A 20,443-nucleotide genomic window follows, 5' to 3' on the forward strand; every position below is an offset into this window, starting at 1 on the left:
ACGTGGCACATACGCCTATCGCGTCGAATCGGCTGCCCTGCACCCCATGGACACGGACGGTTTGGTTCAAGTAGCACACGAAGGATACGCGAGGGATGATTGTGTTGAGTGGAAATGAGTCCCGAGTGTTCCGGAATGAACACGGCCAACTGTCTGGGAGTATCAGACATGGTTGATTCGAACCCCGCATTTTCCCCTGACTGGCTCATGGAAATCGAAGGAATTCCCACTCGGGGAGAGATGGGATTGGTGCTTGACCTTTCCATTGACCTTAACCGAGCGGAGACTGTCTATCATTACACATCCGCTGCGGGCCTGCTGGGAATCATTTCATCTGAACACCTCTGGGCCACGGACGTCGAATTTTTGAACGATGCCCAGGAGCTGACCTACGCCGGCGAAAGGCTGCTGCACGCCCTCCAGGCAGAACGAGAGACAGTTAGGTTTCGCGAACTCGTGGCAGCTGGAAATGTGCACACCGCGGAGATCGCCAACGAGTTCCAATCCCGAGAGGAGCGACGCGAATATTGGGGTTGTCACAAAGATGCAGGGTCGGGCAATTGGGGTCTCCTGGAGGCGATCGACACCATTATCGAAGGACTTAAGCAGATGCGAGGGCCCTCCCGGACCTCGCCACTCCATGCCTATGTCTCGTGCTTCTGTCAAGATGGTGATCTGCTGAGTCAGTGGCGAGGCTATGGCGGCGTCGGCGGATATTCGATCGGATTCAACACCCATACATTGAGAAACATGGCCTACCGCTTCGAAAAAGGAGAGTTCCGCCGGATCACCTACGGATTTGATTTGGCTGTCAAATTCGAGCGCGACGAATTCTTTCCGGAGTATCTGCACTCGGGGATCACCCTGCTGGGCGACTACCTGACTGCACTTACCATGATCAAGAATCCGGCGTTCCGCGAAGAACGCGAGTGGCGCCTAATGATCCCACGGGATGAGTTGCGAGATGACGTGGGATTCAGAGTGGGCCCCGTAGGAGTCACTCCGTACCTTCAGGTCGACTTTCCGCTCGATGCCATGACTAAAGTGATCGTCGGCCCTGGACAGCATCACGCGGAGCGAATGAATGGCACTCGGCAGCTTCTTAGGCGTTACGGCATGAGCCACGTGGACGTGGTTCCGTCCACAACCTCCCTTCGACTTTAAGCATCCCGCCTTCACGGCACACAGCCACGAAGAGTCACAGGTGCCATCGGAATCGACCAGTACCGACCAGGCCCGCCCGACCGATGTCACCGTGGTGGCGGTAATCTTGAAGACCGTCGTGGCAGCGATGTCACCGTGGGTTCAGCCCCTGACCAGGTAAATCGGTCGGGGCCGTCCTCATGCCTGACTCCCGTGCCTGCCCGCCGTTCACCGTGGTTTCCCGCTCGATCGGGCACGGCTGGGGCACGGCTCCGCGAACCATTTCAGTGGTTCTCGGTACTCTCGCTGAACTTTGGGACGGGAACGATCAGCGGAGTTGAGATGGCGAGTTGGTTGGCGACGTTGCTGGCGTCTGTCGTAGGTGGGATGAGCGGTGGTTTTCTCGCGCCTTGGGCCAAGGCTCGGTTCGATCGGCGTCACGAACGGCATCAGGCGTTTGACCGGGCCATCGCCGCAGTCAGGGCTGGCCTGTACGCCTACACGGCTCCAACGAACGTTGATCGCAGTCAGATCGGTGACAGCACATATGCCCAGGAGTTCATAGATCAGCTTCTGACTCGGCGGATGGAACGGTTCTTCGAAGCAACCTATGGGATGCGGCAGGCGATCGCTGAGCTTGAGCCTCACTACAAGGTCGTCTGGAACCCTGACCAGTTCCAGCTGACCCCCCAAGAGCTAACCAGCCTGGTGGATCAGCTCAAGAAGGCAAGGTAACTGCACTCGAACTCACACCTTCACCCACCACTCACCCCAGCTCCGCGCACGCCACCACTCCGCTGGCACCCGCGAACGGCGCCCCCGCCATCTCGGAGCCTGAGCGCCCCCGCCGGAGGCATGTCTATGGCCCGAGGATGGCTTCCTCGCTTCTGCCCGCAGCGCGTAGCGCGCCGCCGGGCGCGGCCAGCCGGGGGCGCAGACAGGAGGCAGGCCGCGCCGCAGAGGTGGCGCGCGCCCGCGCTGTGCGCGGGCTCTTGAACCACTAGAGAAAGTTGTAGCTCAGTCGGTCTGCTGGGACTCGGTTCTGTGGCTGGTGTGGGGTTTGAATTCGTTTGCTCAGGCTGGGAGTTCGGTCATCTGTCGGTGTGCGAGGGGCAGGAAAAGTGCCGGTCGGACGGTCCAGGTGATGGGGGTGTCGGCGTGGGTGACGGAGACCGTGCAGGGTTTTGCGTGCAGGAGGGCTCTCCTGGTTTCGATGCGTCCCTCGTAGAGCCATGCCCAGGCCTCGTCGGAGGCGTCCGAGTCGAGTGCCGGTGAGATGGTGCGTAGCGCGATGGCGATCCATCTTGTCTGCCTGGGGTGGCGAGTAGGCGTCGAAGGATCCCCGGAGTACAGGTGGCTCCGCCTCGGTGAGGTCCTGGGTCCAGCACTCGCACCAGAAGCCCCGGCGGGGCCCGTTGGTCAGCACGGGTGGCCTCCCGGGCGGGTGTCGGTGAAGAGTTCCGCGGTCACCGTGTAGCCGCCGTGGCTGTCGTGGACCACGACTCGGTGGGCGAGTGCGCTGACCATGCCCAGGCCCCGGCCGTGCTCCGCCTCCTGGTCCCGGTGCTCAACTTTCGGGGCCGTGCCCGTGCCCCCGTCGTCCGTGACCGACAGGGCGATCACCTGCGCCGAGACCGCGAGCGCCAGATGGAAGCTTCCGGCCTCCAGGCCGCTGGCCGTATAGAGGACCGCGTTCGTGCTCAGCTCGGCATTCTCGGCCATCGGACAGTCGCGCAGGATGTCGCGTGCCCAGCGCCGGGCCCGGCTGGCCTCTTCAATGAGGCCCAGGCAGCGGATCCTGCTCTCGCCTGCCTGCTCCCGGATGACACTCGCGGAGATCGATGGCGCCGTGCCATCTCAATCCGGGACGCCTCCACCTCATGTACATCTGCTACATTCGTTACATGTCTGATCCAGTGATCGAATCCATGGCCGATGTCCGCAGTCACCTCGCTGACGTCATCGATCGTGCCCGCCGGGAGGACACCCCGACGATCATCACTCGGCGGGGCAAGCAGGAAGCTGTCGTGATCGACATTCAGGAGTACCAGCGTCTGCGGGAGATCGCGGAGAGCGCTGAGGAGGCTTGGCTCAATCGGCTGGCCGATGAAGCCGAGTCCGAGGGGACGGAAGGGTCGGTCTCGCTCGAAGAGATGGCTGCCCTGCTGCGGGCTCGGCAGGGCTGAACTCGTGGGGTACGTCACGCGGTTCACGCCGCACGCTCAGCGGGACATGCTCAAGGTCCCGCGCCCGGATGCCCTCCGCGTCCTGCACCGCCTCGTCGAACTTCAGAAGGCGCTGGACGCCGGCGACACCGCATCGTTCGACATCAAAGCCCTCCAGGGGCACAGTGCCCGGTGGCGGCTCAGAGTCGGCGACTACTGTGTCGTCTACACCGTTGAGGACGGTCAGCTGATCGTGTGGGTTCTTGCCGTCGGCAACCGTCGCGAGATCTACCGCCAAGTCCCCTAGTTCTGGGCGGCGACCGACCCGCCACGCATGCCCCGATGTCGCGGGTTTCGCAGCGGGTCGCCGTCGGTCTCTGTGGCCGGCCTACTTGAGGTTCAGGGTCTGGGTTTCCGTCGTGCCCGCCGGCCTCTGGATCTTGAAGCTCTTGCTGAAGGTGTGCGTGTCGTCCTCGCTGTCCACGCAGTTGACCGTGGCGTTGGCCTGCCAGCTCTTCGGGAGCTTCGGGACGCCCGTGAAGGTCAGCTTGTACTTCTCCTTCGTGTCCTCACCGGAGAGTTCGGCTGTCTTGGCGTCCTTGCCGGTGGGGGTGATGGACACATCGGTCACTGACGAGTCCTCGAATCGCTCGCAACTCGCGGTTCCCGAGACGATGACTCTCGACTTATCAGGATTGGCCTGTGTCGCACTGGTCGCTGTCGCGGACGCCGCGACCACCAGCGTAGCCACGGCCGTGGCGGAGGCGACTTTCTTTCCTCTGCTACTGAAATCCCGCATTGCGGTCTCCACTCGTCTGCTTCGGGCCGCGTTGACGAGGACGTCGAGCCGGGTGATTCCGGGGCACGGCGTTGAATTCGCCTTCTGCGGTGTGCCGTCGCGTGGGGGTTTATGCGCCTGCCGCTGTGGGTCGTGCCGTGCCTACTTCGCACTGCGGTCGGTCGTTGTGTCGCGCAGGGGCGCTGATACCGGTGCGTTCCGGTGTTCCGGCGCCCGGCCATCTGTTTGCCGACTGCGACCTCTGCGGCTGTGGCGCCTGCATTTCGACCGTAGCGAGACCGAGGTGCTATGTCCACTTATGGGCTAATCGGCGGCGACCGGGCTTCGGTCGCCGCCGATTCACATGTGCTCACTCACCCACTCAAGGCAGGATCGGCAGCACCCCACAGTTCGACCTCGCCGGCTCCCCCGACAACCGGTCCGTCAGCCAGCTCACCGCGCTGCCCTGATCTGCCAACAGCGGAGCGAAGTGGTTCAGGAGGGGGCTGATCACGTTCGGGAGGATCACCGGGCGGTACGTGACGTTCGCGCCCTTCGCGCACCAGTCCGCCGCCAGGCGGCGGGCCTGGCCGTGCGGTACCAGGTTGTCGCTGGTGCCTGTTGCCACGCGTACCGGGCTTGATGGCTTCAGGTTCCCGATGCGCTGGCCGTTCAGGAAGGTCTGGAGGGCCGGGGTCGACGCGACGATGTCGGAGATGGACTTGCCGTCCGTCGTCCACTTCGTGCTCTTTGTGTAGCCGTAGCTCAGGAGTGCGTCTCCTACGCACATCGTTGAGAGGTTGGCCAAGGCCGATCTCCCCGCCGTGTTCAGGTGGGCCTCCGCTATCGGGCGGAGTGTCGGGTCCGACTGCAGGAAGCCGTTCAGGGACCAGCCCAGGGCGCCCGTCAGTTCGCTGCCGTCGATCGCCTCTGTCACCGCCGTCAGGTCTGCGGGTGGGGCGCCCGCGTACGTGCCGGCCAAGGTGATGTCGGGGGCGTACGACGTCTGGAGTTCCGCCGCCGCCGCTGTTGCTCCGCCGCCCTGGCTGTAGCCGAACAGGCCCACCCGGGACGTGGAAGTGACCGATGTGCCGGGGAGGTTGCGGGCGGCGCGTACCGCGTCCAGTACCGCGTGGGCCTCGTCCAAGCGGTTGACGTACGTGTGGAGGCGGTCCGTCGTGCCCAGGCCGGCGTAGTCGGTGACGACCACCGCGGCGCCGGTCGCCAGGAGGCGGTAGATCGCGATGTCCTCGTAACCGACCGACACCGTACGGCCGTTGAGGAGCAGGGGGTGCTCCAGGCCCAGAGATGCCGCGCACTGGTCGCCCTGGCCCATTGTGCCGGGGGCGACTGCGACCAGCGGGCGTGCGCCGCCGCCCTTCCACGTTGCCGTCGGTTCGATGTACGCGCCGGTGACCGCGACCGGGGCTCCGTTCGAGTCCGTGGACTTGTACATCAGGCGGGTCGCCCGGCCGGGCAGGGGGCCGTCGAGGGTGGGGAGGGAGATGGCCAGGGGGAGGGGTTCGGTGCGGATCAGTGCGCCGTTGGGGGTGGGGAGGGGGGTTGTCGGTGGCGTGTAGAACGCTGGGATCTCCACGCCCCGGGACACGATCGTCTCTGTGGGGGACGTGGTCGTCGCTGCCGTGGCTGTTGTTGCTGTTGCGTACGAGAGTGCCTGAGCGCCTAGACAGGTCGCAGCGGTTACTGCTGCGGCCAGGAGCCGTCTGCGTGCGGGCATGGCGAACCTCCTGTGAAGCGGCTGGCAGGAGTAGGGGTGAGGTGGGGGGAGTGGCGGCTTGCTCCGCCCGCGTCCCACGGGTGGAGCAAGTCACCGTCTCTCGGTACCTGTTGCTCGGCGGTTCGCCTGGACCGTACCTACTGGTCGGTTACCTCGGGTAGCAGTCGGTAGGTTACGGTTGAGTAACTTGACTCGCTGTCTAATTGGGTGGAGCTGCGGGTTACGGATTGCAGCCGGGGGTGGTGGTCCGAGGGGTGAAACTGAGGGGGGTGTGAGGCTCCGCCGCGACGGCCTCGTCATAGGTCGCGCTCGTGACCTCGTACCAGACGGCGTCCTTGGACGTGTCGCCGTTCACGTCGTCCAGGCTCACGCACCAGAGTTCCTGGCGGACCACCCGGGTGTACGTCTCCGTGCCGCTTCGGACGGTCTTGCATGTCCGGGTGCTCCTGCCGGACTTGCCGGACTTGCTGGACGTGGTGCACTTCCTGACCGTGTGCGGGCGGGTCGCCTTCGTCGTCCTGCGGGGGAGGTGGCGTACGGCGTTGCGCAGGCCGGAGACCGTGGGCGGGGCGTCGTCCACACCCTCGTCCGTGCCCTCGTCGTACTGGTCGCCCGCGCTGTCCCCGCTGACCTTGGAGTCCTGCCACGGGTCGGCGTCCTGCCCGCCTCCGCCTCCGCCCCCGCACGCGCCGAGGCCGGTCATGAGGACCACCGTCAGAGCAGCCACCATCAGACGTCTCTTGCTGGACATGTCTTTCTTCCACCCGTCTTTGTCTCAAAAAGACGGTCAGCCTAACTCCGCACTCCCTACATGACGATCAGTGCGATCCCGATGAGCACGGCGATCACGGCTGCGAAGAGGCCCACCACGCAGCCGACGTTGTTCGTCAGGTCGGAGAAGCGTGACGCCGAATCCGGGGGTTCCGGTGTGGTGGTGGGTGGTCGCGGGGGAACGGCCGGCTGTGGTCCGTTCGGGCGGGTCAGCAGGACGTGCAGGATCTGCTGCCACACCGTCGGCGGGAGGTCGGGGACCTCGCTGTTCGGCGGGGCGATGACGGTGTGCCGGAGCCAGTTGCCCGCAGTGGGGTGGGGGTCGCGGCACATTCTGGCCAGGAGTTCCTGGAGGTCGAGCAGATAGCGGTCGTCGCGGGCCAGGGGGGCCACGGCCCAGGTGAAGAGGTCGGCCGCCCGGTCCGCCAGGGCCGCTCGCGAGGTGAGTTCGCCCGGCTGCCCGTGGTGGGTCAAGTACAGGTTGTTGTGCAGCACTTGGGCGCACAGGGTGTGTCTCATCTCCAGGGGGCGGGTTCGGCGGCGCTCCTCGTCGCCCAGTTCGGACAGCACCAAGTCCAGGGCGTCCGGCGGCAGTTCGCCCGAGCGCAGCTCGCGCAGGAGCACCTCGTCGGGCAGTGGGCGCAACATCGCTTCCAGGATGGTGCGTTGCTGGAGATCCCCGCGCCGGTGGTCGCACAACTCCTCGTGGAGTCCGTACGGTTCGGGGTCGGGCGTACGGCGGGGCTGCGGGGGAGTGACCGTGGGCGCGGGCAGCGGGGGCTTTGGAGACGGCCGGTCCCAGTCCCGGTCCACGTCCGTCAGTTCCTGGAACGGGCGCTCCGCGGGCGGGGTGGGACGTGGTGGTGCCGGCGCCTCCTGACGCTCGCCGTTCCGCCGCTCGACGCCCCGGCCCTCGGCGTTCAGGATCCTCCCCAGCAGGTCCCGTCGCCGTGCCCAGTCCAGCGTCGCTCCGTCGCTCAGCTTCTCCAGCAGCTGGGGTACGCCCGCGGCCGCATCCGGGTGGGCCAGGAGGTGATCGACCAGGTGGATCGCCGCGCGGTGTTCGAACTGGGGGGTGGCGGGCGTACGGCCCATCACCACGCGGGCCAGCGGGCCCGAGCCGCCGGTGTCCTGTTCCCAGCGCGGGACGGACGTGAGGCGCAGGGGATGGGTGTCGACCGTGTCGTACGTCGCGAACGTCCACTCGTGGCCCGGCCAGGAGCCGAAGAGGAGGAACAGGCCGAGGTAGACCAGCGGGGCGCCGTCCCGGTCCGGCCAGCCGGGCGGGCTCGTCTCCTCGACGAGCAGCGACACCCGCTGTGCCGGATCGCGCAGCCACTCCGCCGCGACCAGGATCAGGGCGCGCCGTACGCTCTCCAGCCGCCCCAGCATCTCCGGCAGCCGTTGCCTCGCCAGGGCGTCGAGTTGCGCGCACTCGACCGTCGACAGCGTTCCGCTCGCCTGCTCCGCGGACTCCCGGGGCCCCCAGCCGCCGTACGCCAGACCCAGGCACTGACGGGTCTTCAGGGTGCCCGGGGCGCCGACCAGGACATGGCTGATCGTGCTCGGACGGCCGTACGGGTCCTTGGTGGGCCAGCGCCGGGCCAGCAGGATCTCGCCGTCGCGGGACAGGGTGCGTACGACGCTCGGGCGGGCCGCGCCCGGGCCTGACACCCACAGCAACGGGCCCAGTTCCCGGCCCAGTTGCTCGGCCCGCTCCGCCGAGCAGGAGTGGGCGACCGCTTTCATGCCGGTGCCCTGCCGGCCGTGGTTGCCCTCCCACCGGAAGACCAGCTGATGCACCGACGGGACTGGATGCGCCGATGCCGACGAAGGTGCCGAAGCCGCCGAGGACATCGACGGCATCTCCTGGAACTCGCTCACTGCTCTTCCTCTCCCCGTTCCCGATCCCGTTGCCGCTCCCGCTCCCGTTCACGTCCGGGGCCCCCGGCTCCCCGCGCCCCGGGCACACCGAACTGCCCGTGTCCCTCCCCGCCCTCCGCCGGCACCGCCTCCCACGCCGTCGCCTCGCCCCGCGCGAACGCCTCGGGGCCGCCCGGGACGTCGATCAGGCCGTGCATCGCGAGCAGGGAGAGGAGGGGTTCCAGTACGCGCCGGGGTGCCGCGCCCGCCGGGTAGCGGCCCTGGTCCTCCTGGCCGCCGGTGGCCGACGCGACGTGCAGGGTGCACCGGCGGATCGCGTCGAAGGGGCGCAGCCAGGCCTGTCCCGCGTGCCGGCGCAGGAAGGCGTGGACGTCCTGGCTCTCCTCGCGGATCAGCGTGGCGTCCAGCGAGGCGGCCGTCGGCCGGGCCAGCCAGCGGTCGACCGGGGACTGGAAGCGCAGCAGGTCCGCCTTGCCCAGCACCATCGTGGCCGCCACCTCCAGGTACTGGCCGGTCTTCGGGAGCCGGTCCAGGACCGTCGCGAAGGCGAGGTCGCCGTCCCGGTTCACCTCGACCCCGCCGCGTTCCCTCGCGTGGTCCAACTGCGGGAGCGGCAGCGCCAGTACGGGGTCGACGACGAACACCAGGGCGTCCACGCCGAGCAGGAAACGCAGGGCCGCGTCCGTCCGTACGAGGTCCTCGCCGCCCAGGTCGAAGAAGGCGACCGGACGCACCTGCCCGTGCGCGTCGGTGATGAGGAGGGACTCGACGAACCGGGCGAAGCCGTCCAGGCCCAGGGCGGTGGTGTGGTCCAGGACGCGGCCGTTGCGCAGGGGCTGCACCCGTTCCCGTACGAACCGGGCGTGCTGCTCGGGGTTGACGGACTGCCAGCTCAGGCCGAAGGGTTCGAGGCCGCCGTCGGTGATCTCGGCGATCATCTGGGTCAGCAGATGGCTCTTGCCGGTGGAGGACTGGCCGACCATCGCCACCGTCAGCGGACGGCCGTACGTCAAGTACGGCACGGGGATGAAGTGTTCGGGGAAGTCCGGGTCCGCCGTGCACTTCTGGACCGCGCCGCGCATGACGTCCTGGCGGCGCAACTTGCCGACGCCCGCGAGGTTCAGGGGCTGGTACTGCATCCGGCTGTCGGTGACGTACAGCGCGCCGAGGTCGAGCTGGATGGTCTCCAGGCAGTACGGGCAGATCACCTCGCTCTCGGTCAGGGCCGTTCCCGCTCCCGTGACCTTCGTCGAAGGGGCCATGGGTGCCTGCCGTTTGGCGCGCAGGGCCTGTTCGAACACCTGGCGGTCCTGGTTGGTGTCGTCGGGGGGTGCGAGGAGGGCCGCGCGGCCGGACGCTCCCGGGGACAGCAGGTCGAGGAGCTGGGCCGGGGTCGGCCTGCCGGGCGCCCGGGGGGCGAAGGCGTCCCTCAACGTCTCGGCCAGGACCCGGTGTTCGCCGAGGTCGGCCGGTGCGTGGTCGGCGTGGCCGGGGCGGCCGGTCACCAGCCGGTAGAGCACCTGGGCCGCGCTCCACACCGCGTCCCGGGAGTCGGTCACGCCCTCACCCAGACGCTGTTCGGGCGAGGCGTAGGGGGCCCGGCCCCACGCGGACCGGGGGCGGCCGGCTGGGGCCACGCCCTCAAGTCCCCACAGCTGCAAGGACGTTCCGTCCCAGAGGACGTTGGCGGGTGAGATGCCGCGCGGCACCAGGCCCTGGCCGTCCAGCAGACACAGGGCGAGCATCAGGTCGCGGGCGAGGACCCGTTGGTCGGTCGACGACATGACGTGGGTCTTGGCCGCGGTGGCGCCGCGCGGTGGGTCGTACAGGAGGAACGGCTCGTCCGTGTCCAGCTCGTAGCCGATGAGCCGGGGGAACAGCGGGGCGAACTCGGTGCCGTCGACCAGCCGGTGCAGCCGCAGCGCGGTGCCCGCCTCGGTGTCGAGGAGGGCGCGCGCGGCCGGTTCCGTCGCGTCGGCGGCGGCGAGCCGCACCTGTACGCAGCGCTGCCCCTGGCCCCGGTCGTCGAGCAGGGCGTTGCGGATCAGCGGGGGCAGTTGGGGGTCGCGCCGGGACTCGGGGCCGAAGCGGGCGCGGGCGACGCGGCGGCGGCCGCCGGGGGTGCTGAAGCCGAGCTTGGCGTCGGCGGGTCCGTCCGGGACCCCCGATCCCGGCCCCGATCCCGGCCCCGATCCCGGCCCCGATCCCGGTCCTGGCCCCGGCCCTGGATGAGTGGTGCGGGTCACCAGCTGTCGCCGTCCCCTCGGTCGTACGGGCTTTCGTACTCGTAGCCGTGTCCGTCCCGGTATTTGTAGCCGTGCCCGTTCCCGTTCCCGTTCCTGTGCCCGTCCTCGTCCCCGTCGCCGTAGTCGTCGTGGCGGGGGCGGAAGGTGTCGACGACTCCGGGGCGCAGCGGGGTCAGCCGGAGCAGGCCCGCGTACCGTCCCGACGACGTCCACTCCACCTCCTCCGGGCGGTCCGTACCGTTCGTACGCCAGACCTTCTCGACCTCGTCGCGTACGGCGAGGGGCGCGAACCTGATCCACACGGCCGCCGCCGGGTCGCGGCTGAGCAGTGCGCCCTGGTCGGGCGAGGACAGCTGGACCACGGACTGGCGGTCGGTCTCCGCGCCGACCAGTCCGGCCAGTGCGTGCGGGTCGGTGCCCAGCAGGCCGGCCGAGTTGGCGCGGGTGCGGCGGGTGGCGGCGAAGGGGGGCGCGGCCAGAACTCCGTTGTGCCGTAGGTGCCTTCGGGCCGTGGAGAGGAGTTCCGCTACCCGTCCCTCGATCCGGGTCGCGGCGAGCGTGCCGGCCTGGCCGCGTTCCACGGCGCCCCAGTAGGTCGCCATCGCCTTCAGTGCTGCGTCGGTGAGGTCGCGGGCGAGGGTGGCGACCAACTCCGGGCCGCCCTCGGCGGTCTCGCGGTCCAGCCAGCGGGGTGTCGCGGCCGTGCGGTCCGCGTGGGGTGGGGAGGACACGGGGGGTTCTTCGCGGGGGGCGGGTACGGCGGTGTCCGCCGGGTCGTCCCAGGACGGGGCGTTCGGCCAGGCGTACGCGGTCATCCAGTCGTCGTTGGCGGCCTTGTCGTCGGTGGGGCCGTCGCCGGTTCCGGAGAACGCGTCCGGGGTGCTCGACAGCCAGTCGTCCGCCGGGAATCCGTCGGCGCCGTACGTGTCGTACGTGTCGTACGCGGCGGCCCCGACCGTGGCCCGCTCGGGCTCGGGGGCCGCTTCGGCCTCCGCCGCCGCTGCGGTTGCCCGGAGCACACCGGCGACCGAACGGGCCGCGTCTGCGCAGTTCAGGCGCTCCTCTACGGCCCAGTGTTCCCGGACGCCCTCGGCGAGGAGGGTGTCCAGGCCTTGTAGGGCCTGGCGGAGGGTGGCGGTGGCGTGGCCGGGTTTCCAGGCGTCGGCGGCGGTACGCCATAGGCGGCGGGCGGTGTCCGCTGCCGCGCACAGGCCGATGAGGAGGCCGGAGGCGCTGAGCCAGAGCGGGGGGTTGGTTGCGTAGGCGACCGACGCGCCGGTCAGGGCGCCGGCCCAGGATGCGAGCGGGGGGATCGTCGCCCAGCGGCGCGTGCCTCCTAGGCGGGATGTGGCCAGGAGGGCGGTGGTGAGGAAGAGGAGGGGGACGATCAGGGCGAGTGCGAGGAGGGGGCCCTGCCATAGGGCGCCTAGCAGCGCGGCGATTGTTGCTATGAATCCGCTGGTCAGCGCTCCGTGGGGAGGGTTGGTTTTCGGGTGCGGGCCGTCCGTGGCTGGTCGCGCAGTTCCCCGCGCCCCTACCGGGGCGCTGCCGAACGCCGTGAGTTTTCGTGTCAGCGCCGAGCTGGGTACCGGTTCCACCCTGCCCGCCAAGGTCGTGAACCTTTGGGCCACTGACCGTAGGGCGAGGCCCTGGGCCAGTAGCTTCTCGGCGTATTCGCGCAGGGACTCGCCGATTCGGTCGCGCATGCCCTCTGCTGTGGGGACTCGTAGGCCCAGGGCGGTGAGGTGGGACGCTGCTTCGGCGGTTGAGGTGGTGCTGGTGGTGAGGGCTCTGCCCACCAGGGACTTGTAGGCGTCGAGGGACTGGCGGGCCTGGTCGAGGTCTGCTTCGAAGGCGGCGCGGCGCGACGGGCGGAGCAGGCCGGGGAGGGTGCGGAGGCCGGACAGGGCCTCGTCGGCGTAGTCGAGGGCGTCCGCGCAGGCGCGGTACGTTCCGTCGGCCGGGCCGCCCGGTTCGCGGTGCCGTTGGTCCCGGCCGCCCCGGCCGGTCACCAGCGACCGCAGTGGCTCGGGCAGATCGGCGCCGGAGGCGACCCCCGTCGGCGGTGCGTGGTCGGTGTCGTGGCCCGCGAAACGGGTGAGCGCGTCGCGCCAGGCCCGGTCGCGTACCTCGGGGGGAAGGTCCTGTTCGAGGAGGCGTACGCCGGGTGCGGCGACGGCCTCTGGGAGGGACTCCAGGTCGTGGAGGACGCGGAGGTACACGTCCGGTACCGACAGCACGTCCACCAGGACTGCCAGCGCGTCCGGGTCGTCGGGCGCGGGGTGTTCGACCGCCGTGCGTGCGGCGCGCAGATCACCGGCCCACAGGAGGGCGGTGCCGGAGGTGCGCAGTACCGAGGGGCGCAGCAGCCGCCGGTCGGGCCGGAACGCCTCGTCCTGGTCGGCGTACGAGCCGGGCGCGCTGCCCACCAGCAGGACCAGGATCCGCACCTCGCCCACGGCCCGGTAGCCGGAGAGGAGTTCGTACTGCCGCTGGTGGTCGGTGAGGCCGGCCGGGGTGTCGGTCACCAGGAACAGCGGGTCGTCGGGCTCCGGCTGCCCGGCCCGGGCGAGCAGCCGGGCGACGCGGGCCCGGAGCGCCTGGGCGGTGTCGAGTTCCGCCGCCCCGGAGCGCAGGTCGAGCTGGATGACGGCGGGGCCGGAGCCCATGGTGGGCAGGCTCACTGGGCGTCTCCGTCCCAGGGCGAGCTGTCGCCGTCCCGGTCGTACCGGCGGTCGGTGTCCGTGTTGGTGTCGGTGTCGGTGTCGTCGGGCTGGTCCCAGGGGGCGGAGAAGCGCTCGGTGTTGCGCGGGGAGCCGTTGACACGGCCGTCCGCACGGCCGCCCAGGTGGCCACCGGCGGCGCCGTCACGGGTGGAGAAGCGTGAACTGCCGCCGTACGCCCCGTCGTTGTCGCGCCTGGCGTTGTCGTCGTGGCTGTCGGCGGACGGCTTGGTGTAGTCGTCCGCGGCGAAGTCGTCGTCGTAGCGGGCGGACGTACGAGGGGATGTGCGAGGAGTTTCTCGCGGGGCCGGATCGTCGTCGCGGCGGCCGTTGCGCTCGTCGTCGTCGTCGCGGCGGCCGGCCCGCTCGTCGTAGTCGTCGGCCGACGTGCGGCGCGTATCCGGCTCCGGGATCCGGGGCGCCGTACCCCAGTCGTCCTCGTCGTCGATCAGGCGGCGGGGGGTCTCCGGTTCCGGGCGTCGGCGCGGGGCGGGGGTGCCGCCTCGGACGTGTTCGAGGAGGGTGCGGAGGGTCGGCTGGACCGCGCGCTGGTCGCCGAACTCGGTGTCCAGGGCGGCCGGGAGGGTCTCCGCCCAGAACTCCCAGAGGGGGCGTACCCAGCCCTCGACGCGTTCGCCGTCCCGTTCGCGGCGCTCCGTGAGCAGGGCCAGCTGGCGCGGGGCGATCTCCTCGACGAGTTCGACGAACAGGGGGTGCGGGTCCGTGCCGCTTCTGGTGAGGCCCAGGGGCTGGGCGCCCATCAGTTCGCGGCAGTAGTCCTCGACCGTGCGCTCGTCGTCGAGGACGGTCCAGCGTTCGTACGAGCGGAGCAGTTCCGCCCAGCTGGAGACGCCGCCCGGGAAGTCGCCCAACCTGAGCCGTACGCCCGGTACTTGGGGGCCCTTCTCCGGGTGCAGGCGCAGCCGGACGCGGTCCGGGGACGCCGACTCGCCGTCCACGACATCGACCTGGCCGTTCCACATGCCGCACAGCAGGCGGTGCAGGATGACGCGGCGGTCCTCCTCGCCGCTGACCATCCAGCTGTCCCGGTAGCCGAGGCGCTGGCGCCAGCGCAGGACGTCCTGGGCCTGTTCGTTGTCCTTGGCCCTGGCCCACTGGCGCAGCACCTTGCGGGCCTCGGGGACCTGGGTGAGGCTCATCTCGCTGCGGAAGAGGACGACCGTCACCGAGTCGCTCTCAACTCCCCTGTACTCGACGGAGTTTCGGGCGTCCGAGGGGAGGCGGAGCGCCTTGCCGAGGTACTGCTCGACCTCGTCCACCGCCTCCACGCGCGGGTAGGTGACCAGGACCCGCAACGGTCCTGTGCCCTCCGGGGTGAAGCCGACCGGCAGGAGTCCGGTCAGCTTGCGGCCGAACAGGTCGAGGGCCTCCTTGCTGACCTGGTCGGTGGCGTCCGAGTCGCCCGCGGCGGCGGCCAGTAGCGTGCTCATGGACGGCAACAGGGGGCGTTCTTCGAGGCGTTCGCCGCCCTCCGCGAACAACCGGGTGATCCTGCCCTCCAGTTGGGCCTTCACGACCGACACCGCGTCGTCGGGGCTGCGCCTGCTGCGGGCGTGGACGTCCCGCCAGGTGTCCCCGTCGACCAGCTTGAGCAGCAGCGAGGCCGCGTCCTCCGTCTCGCGCAGTCCCTCGCGGCGGATCAGCCTTGTCACCACGTCCTCGTAGAAGTGGTTGAGGGTGCGCTGCGGCGGCAGCAGATACGAGATGCCCGTGCGGTCCTCGTACAGTTCCATGCCCTTCTGCGCGGAGACCTTGCGCTCCTGGTCGCTGTGCGCGCGGAAGGCGTTGACCAGCCGGGCGATGTCCGCGCCCGCCGTGTCGGCCTGGGCCCGCCAGTGCTGCTGCTGTTCGCGCCAGGCCTCGTGCCAGATGGTCCGGCAGCGCCACTGGTACCAGGCGTCCTGCTCCTGGAGCGCGGCCTGGACGTCGTCGTCGCCCCAGCGCGCCGGTGACATCCCGGCCAACCGGCCCTTGATCCGGGGGATCTTCGGCGGCTGTTCCGTCATACCCGGCGGGCGCTGCGGGGCGCGGGAGCGGTTGTCCAGCATGCCGAGGAAGCCGAGCCGGGCGATCGCGTCGTCGCTCTCCGGGACGCCCCGGACGACGCGGTCGGCGTGGAAGGGGTCCACGTTCTGGAGGAGCTTGTCGATCGCGGGGCGCGGCGAGAAACGGTCGGCCATGGTGGCGGCGGAGCGTTCGGCGACGGCCCGCAGGTCGGCCAGGAGCCGCTGCATGTCCGAGACGCGTTCGCCCAGCGCCTGTTCTATGGCCTTGCCGCCGCGCGGCAGCGGTTCGGGGTCCAGGACGGGCAACTGCCTGCGTTCCCACAGCTCTTCGAGGTGGGAGTCGGCGAACAGCTGCCGGATCATCGGCACCGTCGCCTCGCGCAGCGCGGCCCGGGGCCGGTCCACGAGATCGGTGACCGCCTCCCGCAGCATCCGCCCGGCAACGAGGTCGGCGAGCTGGTCCATGGGGACGGTCATCGACGCGACGAGGCTGGTGGAGACGCCTTGGCGGCCGATCCCGGTGGGGGAGAGGGCACTTCGGTGCACGCCCCGGTTGATGAAGCTCGCGGCGAAGGTCTGGAAGTCGTCGTCGCTGACCGTCGTACGGCCCCGGGTGCGGGTGTCGCCCAGCTCGGTGCCGATCAACGACATCACCAGGGACACGATGGAGCGGCGCAGATCGTCCGGGCGGATACCGGCAGTTGGGCTGAACAGGAACGACGTCGGCAGGATGCCGGTGCGCAGCCGGATCGGCTGGCTGCCCGGGTAGCGGACGCCGAGCCCGGCGGGCTGGTCGAGGTCGCCGATCTCGGCGCCCTCGGTCGGCGCGTTCTGCCCGTCGACCAGCCGGAACAGGTCCACCAGGGCGCGGGCCGCGTTGAGTTCGGCCTCGCGCCCGCCGCCGGTCGCCGAGGAGAACGACGACGGCATGACGACCAGCGGGTAGATCTTCACGCCGTTGAACCGGCGCAGCTGGAAGGCGTGGTTGATGAGGTGGAGGTAGTCCAGGAAGATCCCGGCTCCTGTGCCTCCGGCCACCGAGAACGCCACGAACACATCGCAGCCGGTGACCTTTCCGCCGCCCAGCTCGGCGAGTTCGCCGCCGGCCCTGGCCATCGCGTCGATCGCCTGGAGCAGCGGGGTGAGAACGGGCGCGAGGCCGTGCCGGAGGGTGGCGAACAGGGCGGCGCGGCCGATGGTGGGCAGCTGTCCGGCGCCGTTGTGGAGCGGGGTGACGCGCGGCTCGTCGGTGCGCGGCGGCAGCCAGTCGGCGACCTCGCCGCGCAGACTCGCCCGGAGCATCTTGGTGACCTCGGGCGAACTGTCGAAGTTCGGCAGCAGGTCGTGGGTGGCCCGTGAGGTACGGGAGTAGGCGGCCCGCAGCGACGGGTCGACGTTGAACTGCGGCAGCCGCATCAGGTCCGACTCGCTGTAGTCCGCGTACACGAACTGGAGGCAGTCGGGCAGCTGGTAGGGGGCGTGGCCGCTGAGGCGGCTCAGGGCCGAGCCGTCCGGGCCGCACAGTTCGGCGCGCAGCCTGCGTTCCAGCTCGGCGCCGACCAGGCCGCCGGTGCCGCCCAGGCCGACGAAGAGCATCGGCTGGAAGATCTTCATGGGTTTCCTCCTGGCGTGCGGCTGCTGGGCCGCGTGTTGGTGCACGGTGCGTCTGTGGGTGGTTCTGGTGCGGCGCCGTGGGGGCTGGTCGCGCAGTTCCCCGCGCCCCTTTCGGGGTGCTGCGTGCCTTCGAGTTCGTCGCGCCCGTGCGGCGGGGCCGCGGATTGATGCAGTCCCGCGCCTCTTTCGGGGTGCTGCGTGCCTTCGAGTTCGTCGCGCCCGTGCGGCGGGGCCGCAGGTCGATGCAGTCCCGCGCCTCTTTCGGGGTGCTGCGCGCCTTCGAGTTCGTCGCGCCCGTGCGGCGGGGCCGCGGATCGATGCAGCCCCGCGCCCCTGAAGGGGGCCTTCGGCCCCTTCACAGGTAGGTCTGGTCGTAGGCGTTCGTGCTGTCCTGGCCGCCGGGGTCGGTGCCGGGCGTGGGACCGGTGGAGGTGGGCGAACTCGCCTTTCGCTTGCGGGTGTTGCGGGTCTCCTCGCCCAGTGCCAGGCTCAGGCCGTCGGTCAGCTGGACCGGGATGGCCGCAGACAGTGGGATTCGGCCGCCGTCGCGGCGGCGCAGCACCGCGCCGCCGTTGGGGTTGCGTCGGACGGCGTACGGGCCGTGTGCGCGGCGCTCGATACGGGGGCTGATGTGGGCCTCGGCGACGCCGAACTCGTACCACTGCTTGTGTCCGTGTCCGGCGACGTGCTCGCCCGGCAGCGGCTCGCCGTGCTCGTCGAGGAGCCGCAGCACCAGGCCGTGCGGGTCCCGGCGGGCCTGGCGCAGCCGGATCAGGGCGAGGACGGCCGCGACGGCCAGGGCGATCAGGACGGCGGCGGCGAGGAACGCCCACCAGAACCGGTCCCAGATCCCGGGTTCCGGCGTCACGTCCACCGACAGCGGGGACTGTACGAGGGTGAGGTTGCCGTCGGTGGTGTCGACGACGGTGACGTTGCCCGCGAGGGACAGGCCGTCGTCGGTGAGCCGGTCGCCGAAGACCGCGGCCGGGGCGACCTCGACGGTCACCTTGCGGGTCGCGGACTCGCCTGCCTTGAGGGTGAGTTGGGCCGGGGTGACGCTGAGCAGGCCCGCCTTCACGTCGGTGACCGACAGCTTGAGGGTGCGCGGGGTGTCGCTCGTGTTGTGGACGGCCAGCGTGCCCGTGACCTTGCCGCCGGGATGCGTGTCCCCGGCCGGGATGTCGAGCGCGGTGGTGACGGGCAGTTCACCGGGGGCGACCTTGCCGTCCTCGCTGCGGGTGTCGGCGCTCAGGCCGGCGGCGGTCAGTGTGGCGCTCACCTTCAGTGCGCCGGAGGCGTCCGCCGGGATCTCGGCGGTGCCGGTGAACGAGCCGTCGCTCGCCTTCGCGTCCTTGCCCTTGCCGTCGTCGGCGAGGGTGAGCGCGAGCGGGGTGAAGCCGTCGCCGGTCAGCTCGCTCGTGACGCGCAGCCCCTCGTAGTCGCTCGGGTCCTTGATCTGGTAGCCCTCGCGGGTCTGGACCCGCATCGTCACCGTGACCTCGTCCCCGGCGCGCGGGGAGGGCGGGTCCATGCTGATGGCGCCGCCCAGTTCGCCCTGCCACAGCACGCTCACGGCGACCGGCAGTGAGCGGTGCCCCTCCGGGGCCTCGGCCCTCACCCTCCACACGCCGGGCAGCGGGTCGGTGATCTTCAGCGCCTCCACGGTGCCGGTGCCGCCCGCGAGTTCAAAGCGGGAGTTCTTGTGCGTCCCGGACGTCGGGACCTTGTCGCCGGCCGGGTCGGTGTAGGTGATCCGCACCTCGGGGTCGCCCTTGTCGACGACGATGCTGCCCACGGTCGCCAGCGGGGAGATGCCGATCTCGAAGGTCGTGGGCGGGCGCTTGGGGGCGGGGCCCTCCTCGTGCCGCATGCAGTGGGCGGCGGCGAAGATCCGTTCCAGGGTCGTGCCGACCTTCTCGGACCCGCCGACCAGCTCTGCCTTCGGCTTCGCGGAGGGCAGTTCGACGCAGCCCTTCTGGTAGCCGCCCGCGGCGATCCGGGCGAGCTGCTTCTCGTCCGGCTTCGGCCCGAAACCCAACGGCCAGATCTGCACGCCCTGTTCGGCCGCGTCCTTCAGCGCCAGCGTCAACTGCCGTTCGCCCTCGGCCTTCCGGTGGGCCGGGTCGCCGTACTTGGGGCTGTCTTCGACCTCCATGATCCCGTCGGTCAGCAGGAACAGCACCCGGGGCTCCGACGGGTCGGTGCCGTTGGTCAGTTCGTGCACGCCCTGCCGGATCGCGCTCGGGAAGTCGGTGCCCGTGCCCTCGCCGGCCTCGCGCTTGCGGAGCTTGCCGACACAGGCGCCGATCGTCTCCCGGCCCGCCGCGTCGAGCGTCGTACGCGGGCACACCGGGTCCACGGCGCTCTGGCCCCCGCCCTCGGCCGCGGCGAAACCGAACACCGTGACGTGGGAGGACGAGGACACGTCACCCAGCGCGATCCGCGCGGCGGCGGCCTTCTCGGCGGCCATGTCCGCGTCGGCGAGGCTGGCCGACTCGTCCACGGCGACCGCGTAGTTGACCGCCGGGAAGGCCGGTTCGGTCTCCGCCACCGGTACGGCGTCCCCGCCGGAGGGCCGACCGGTGGGCGCCGACAGGGACATGAGCACCGCGGCGGCGCCCAGCACGGCGAGCGCGGCACGGCGCGCCCCGCCCTTTCTTGTCTCGCGTACTCCGTTGACTCGTCCCACGGCCGTCCCCTGTTTCCCGTTTTCCCGTTTCCGGTGTTCCTGGATCGTCGCTACTGGGCGCGCACGGGTTCCGTCGTGCGCGCGGATACGTCCTTATGGGTGAACTTCCTGACTTCGGCGCCCCTCGCCGACGCCGCAGCGCTCCCGCCGCTGCCTCAGCGCGCCGTCATGCTCCACGCCAGGGCCAGCACCGCCGAGGGCGCGAGCGAACCCACCCCCCAGCGGATCGCCCGGTACTTGGCGGAGAGGATCGCGCTGACGTCGACGGCCTGGACGAGCAGCCAGCCCGCCGGATCGCGCCCCGCCTCGGCGACCCGGGCGGTGAGCCCCGCGAGGTCGCGGCGGGCGCCCACCAGATCGCCGAAGTACGTCACCCGGGCCTGTCCCTGCCGGTCTTCCCGGACCGTGCCGGTGCGCGGCATGAGCGCTCCGACCAGCGCGGTCACCGAGACCGTCCAGAGCAGTCCGGCCAGGACCAGCGTCACGTCGGCGGGCCCCTGCCAGCCGGGGGCGCCCTGCCAGCCGATGAGGAACGCGGGCAGTGCGAGCGTCCCCGACAGCAGCACCGCCGCCTTCGAGTCCGCCCTCCCGAGGTCCTCCCTGATGGTGCCGAGCAACCGCTCCGCGACGCGCTCGCTCACGCGTTCCCCGGAGCGGTCGGGCCC

The 20,443-nt window shown here is 70.3% G+C and carries 14 protein-coding genes and 1 pseudogene; 4 read left to right on the plus strand and 11 right to left on the minus strand.

The window, feature by feature from the left end; genetic code table 11:
- Positions 1-168 precede the first annotated feature (168 nt).
- Positions 169-1,164: a DUF2971 domain-containing protein gene (locus ACWCRB_RS02470; protein WP_450994229.1), complete on the plus strand. Its 996-nt coding sequence runs from the start codon at positions 169-171 to the stop codon at positions 1,162-1,164.
- Positions 1,165-1,530: 366 nt separating this feature from the next.
- Positions 1,531-1,878, plus strand: a complete 348-nt coding sequence (locus tag ACWCRB_RS02475) for a hypothetical protein (protein WP_450994230.1) — start codon at positions 1,531-1,533, stop codon at positions 1,876-1,878.
- 339 nt (positions 1,879-2,217) lie between these two features.
- Here ACWCRB_RS02475 and ACWCRB_RS02480 read toward each other — a convergent pair.
- Together ACWCRB_RS02480 and ACWCRB_RS02485 are read right to left on the minus strand one after the other, a co-directional pair.
- Positions 2,218-2,569: pseudogene (locus ACWCRB_RS02480) on the minus strand (hypothetical protein).
- Positions 2,563-2,967 (minus strand): ATP-binding protein, encoded by a 405-nt coding sequence (locus ACWCRB_RS02485; protein WP_450994332.1) that lies wholly within the window; start codon positions 2,965-2,967, stop codon positions 2,563-2,565. Before ACWCRB_RS02485 ends, ACWCRB_RS02480 begins: the two are co-directional and overlap by 7 nt.
- A gap of 80 nt (positions 2,968-3,047) precedes the next feature.
- On the opposite strand from ACWCRB_RS02485, the gene ACWCRB_RS02490 reads away from it, so the two are divergent.
- Positions 3,048-3,329 (plus strand): type II toxin-antitoxin system Phd/YefM family antitoxin, encoded by a 282-nt coding sequence (locus tag ACWCRB_RS02490; protein ID WP_450994231.1) that lies wholly within the window; start codon positions 3,048-3,050, stop codon positions 3,327-3,329.
- Positions 3,330-3,333: 4 nt separating this feature from the next.
- Entirely contained in the window at positions 3,334-3,615 is a 282-nt protein-coding gene (locus ACWCRB_RS02495; protein WP_450994232.1) for a type II toxin-antitoxin system RelE family toxin, read from the plus strand.
- 81 nt (positions 3,616-3,696) lie between these two features.
- Here the strand turns inward: ACWCRB_RS02495 and ACWCRB_RS02500 are convergent, their stop codons facing one another.
- The 9 genes from ACWCRB_RS02500 to ACWCRB_RS02540 form a co-directional block, all read right to left on the minus strand.
- A complete protein-coding gene (locus ACWCRB_RS02500; RefSeq protein ID WP_450994233.1) occupies positions 3,697-3,939 on the minus strand; it encodes a hypothetical protein in 243 nt (80 codons plus the stop codon).
- Positions 3,940-4,468: 529 nt separating this feature from the next.
- Complete coding sequence (locus ACWCRB_RS02505) at positions 4,469-5,824, minus strand: alpha/beta fold hydrolase (protein ID WP_450994234.1); 1,356 nt, start codon at positions 5,822-5,824, stop codon at positions 4,469-4,471.
- 220 nt (positions 5,825-6,044) lie between these two features.
- Positions 6,045-6,575: a hypothetical protein gene (locus ACWCRB_RS02510; protein ID WP_450994235.1), complete on the minus strand. Its 531-nt coding sequence runs from the start codon at positions 6,573-6,575 to the stop codon at positions 6,045-6,047.
- Between the two features lie 56 nt (positions 6,576-6,631).
- A complete protein-coding gene (locus ACWCRB_RS02515) occupies positions 6,632-8,479 on the minus strand; it encodes a hypothetical protein (protein ID WP_450994236.1) in 1,848 nt (615 codons plus the stop codon).
- Complete coding sequence (locus tag ACWCRB_RS02520) at positions 8,476-10,728, minus strand: hypothetical protein (protein WP_450994333.1); 2,253 nt, start codon at positions 10,726-10,728, stop codon at positions 8,476-8,478. Before ACWCRB_RS02520 ends, ACWCRB_RS02515 begins: the two co-directional genes overlap by 4 nt.
- The gene (locus tag ACWCRB_RS02525; RefSeq protein WP_450994237.1) at positions 10,722-13,409 is read right to left on the minus strand and encodes a hypothetical protein; all 2,688 of its coding nucleotides are present in this window, start codon (positions 13,407-13,409) and stop codon (positions 10,722-10,724) included. Before ACWCRB_RS02525 ends, ACWCRB_RS02520 begins: the two co-directional genes overlap by 7 nt.
- On the minus strand, positions 13,406-17,089 hold the full coding sequence (locus tag ACWCRB_RS02530) for a tubulin-like doman-containing protein (RefSeq protein WP_450994238.1): 3,684 nt from the start codon (positions 17,087-17,089) through the stop codon (positions 13,406-13,408). Before ACWCRB_RS02530 ends, ACWCRB_RS02525 begins: the two co-directional genes overlap by 4 nt.
- Before the next feature lie 355 nt (positions 17,090-17,444).
- On the minus strand, positions 17,445-19,778 hold the full coding sequence (locus ACWCRB_RS02535) for a VWA domain-containing protein (protein WP_450994239.1): 2,334 nt from the start codon (positions 19,776-19,778) through the stop codon (positions 17,445-17,447).
- 155 nt (positions 19,779-19,933) lie between these two features.
- Positions 19,934-20,419, minus strand: coding sequence for a Pycsar system effector family protein (locus tag ACWCRB_RS02540; protein ID WP_450994240.1), 486 nt, complete (start codon positions 20,417-20,419; stop codon positions 19,934-19,936).
- Positions 20,420-20,443 lie beyond the last annotated feature (24 nt).

The sequence above is a fragment of the Streptomyces sp. NPDC002156 genome, assembly GCF_053593675.1.

Excerpts from the sequence above, each read along its gene's own strand:
- ACWCRB_RS02470 (WP_450994229.1), top strand. The coding sequence starts at position 169 with ATGGTTGATTCGAACCCCGCATTTTCCCCTGACTGGCTCATGGAAATC.
- ACWCRB_RS02475 (WP_450994230.1), top strand. The coding sequence starts at position 1,531 with ATGAGCGGTGGTTTTCTCGCGCCTTGGGCCAAGGCTCGGTTCGATCGG.
- ACWCRB_RS02490 (WP_450994231.1), top strand. The coding sequence starts at position 3,048 with ATGTCTGATCCAGTGATCGAATCCATGGCCGATGTCCGCAGTCACCTC.
- ACWCRB_RS02505 (WP_450994234.1), bottom strand. The coding sequence starts at position 5,824 with ATGCCCGCACGCAGACGGCTCCTGGCCGCAGCAGTAACCGCTGCGACC.
- ACWCRB_RS02510 (WP_450994235.1), bottom strand. The coding sequence starts at position 6,575 with ATGTCCAGCAAGAGACGTCTGATGGTGGCTGCTCTGACGGTGGTCCTC.
- ACWCRB_RS02530 (WP_450994238.1), bottom strand. The coding sequence starts at position 17,089 with ATGAAGATCTTCCAGCCGATGCTCTTCGTCGGCCTGGGCGGCACCGGC.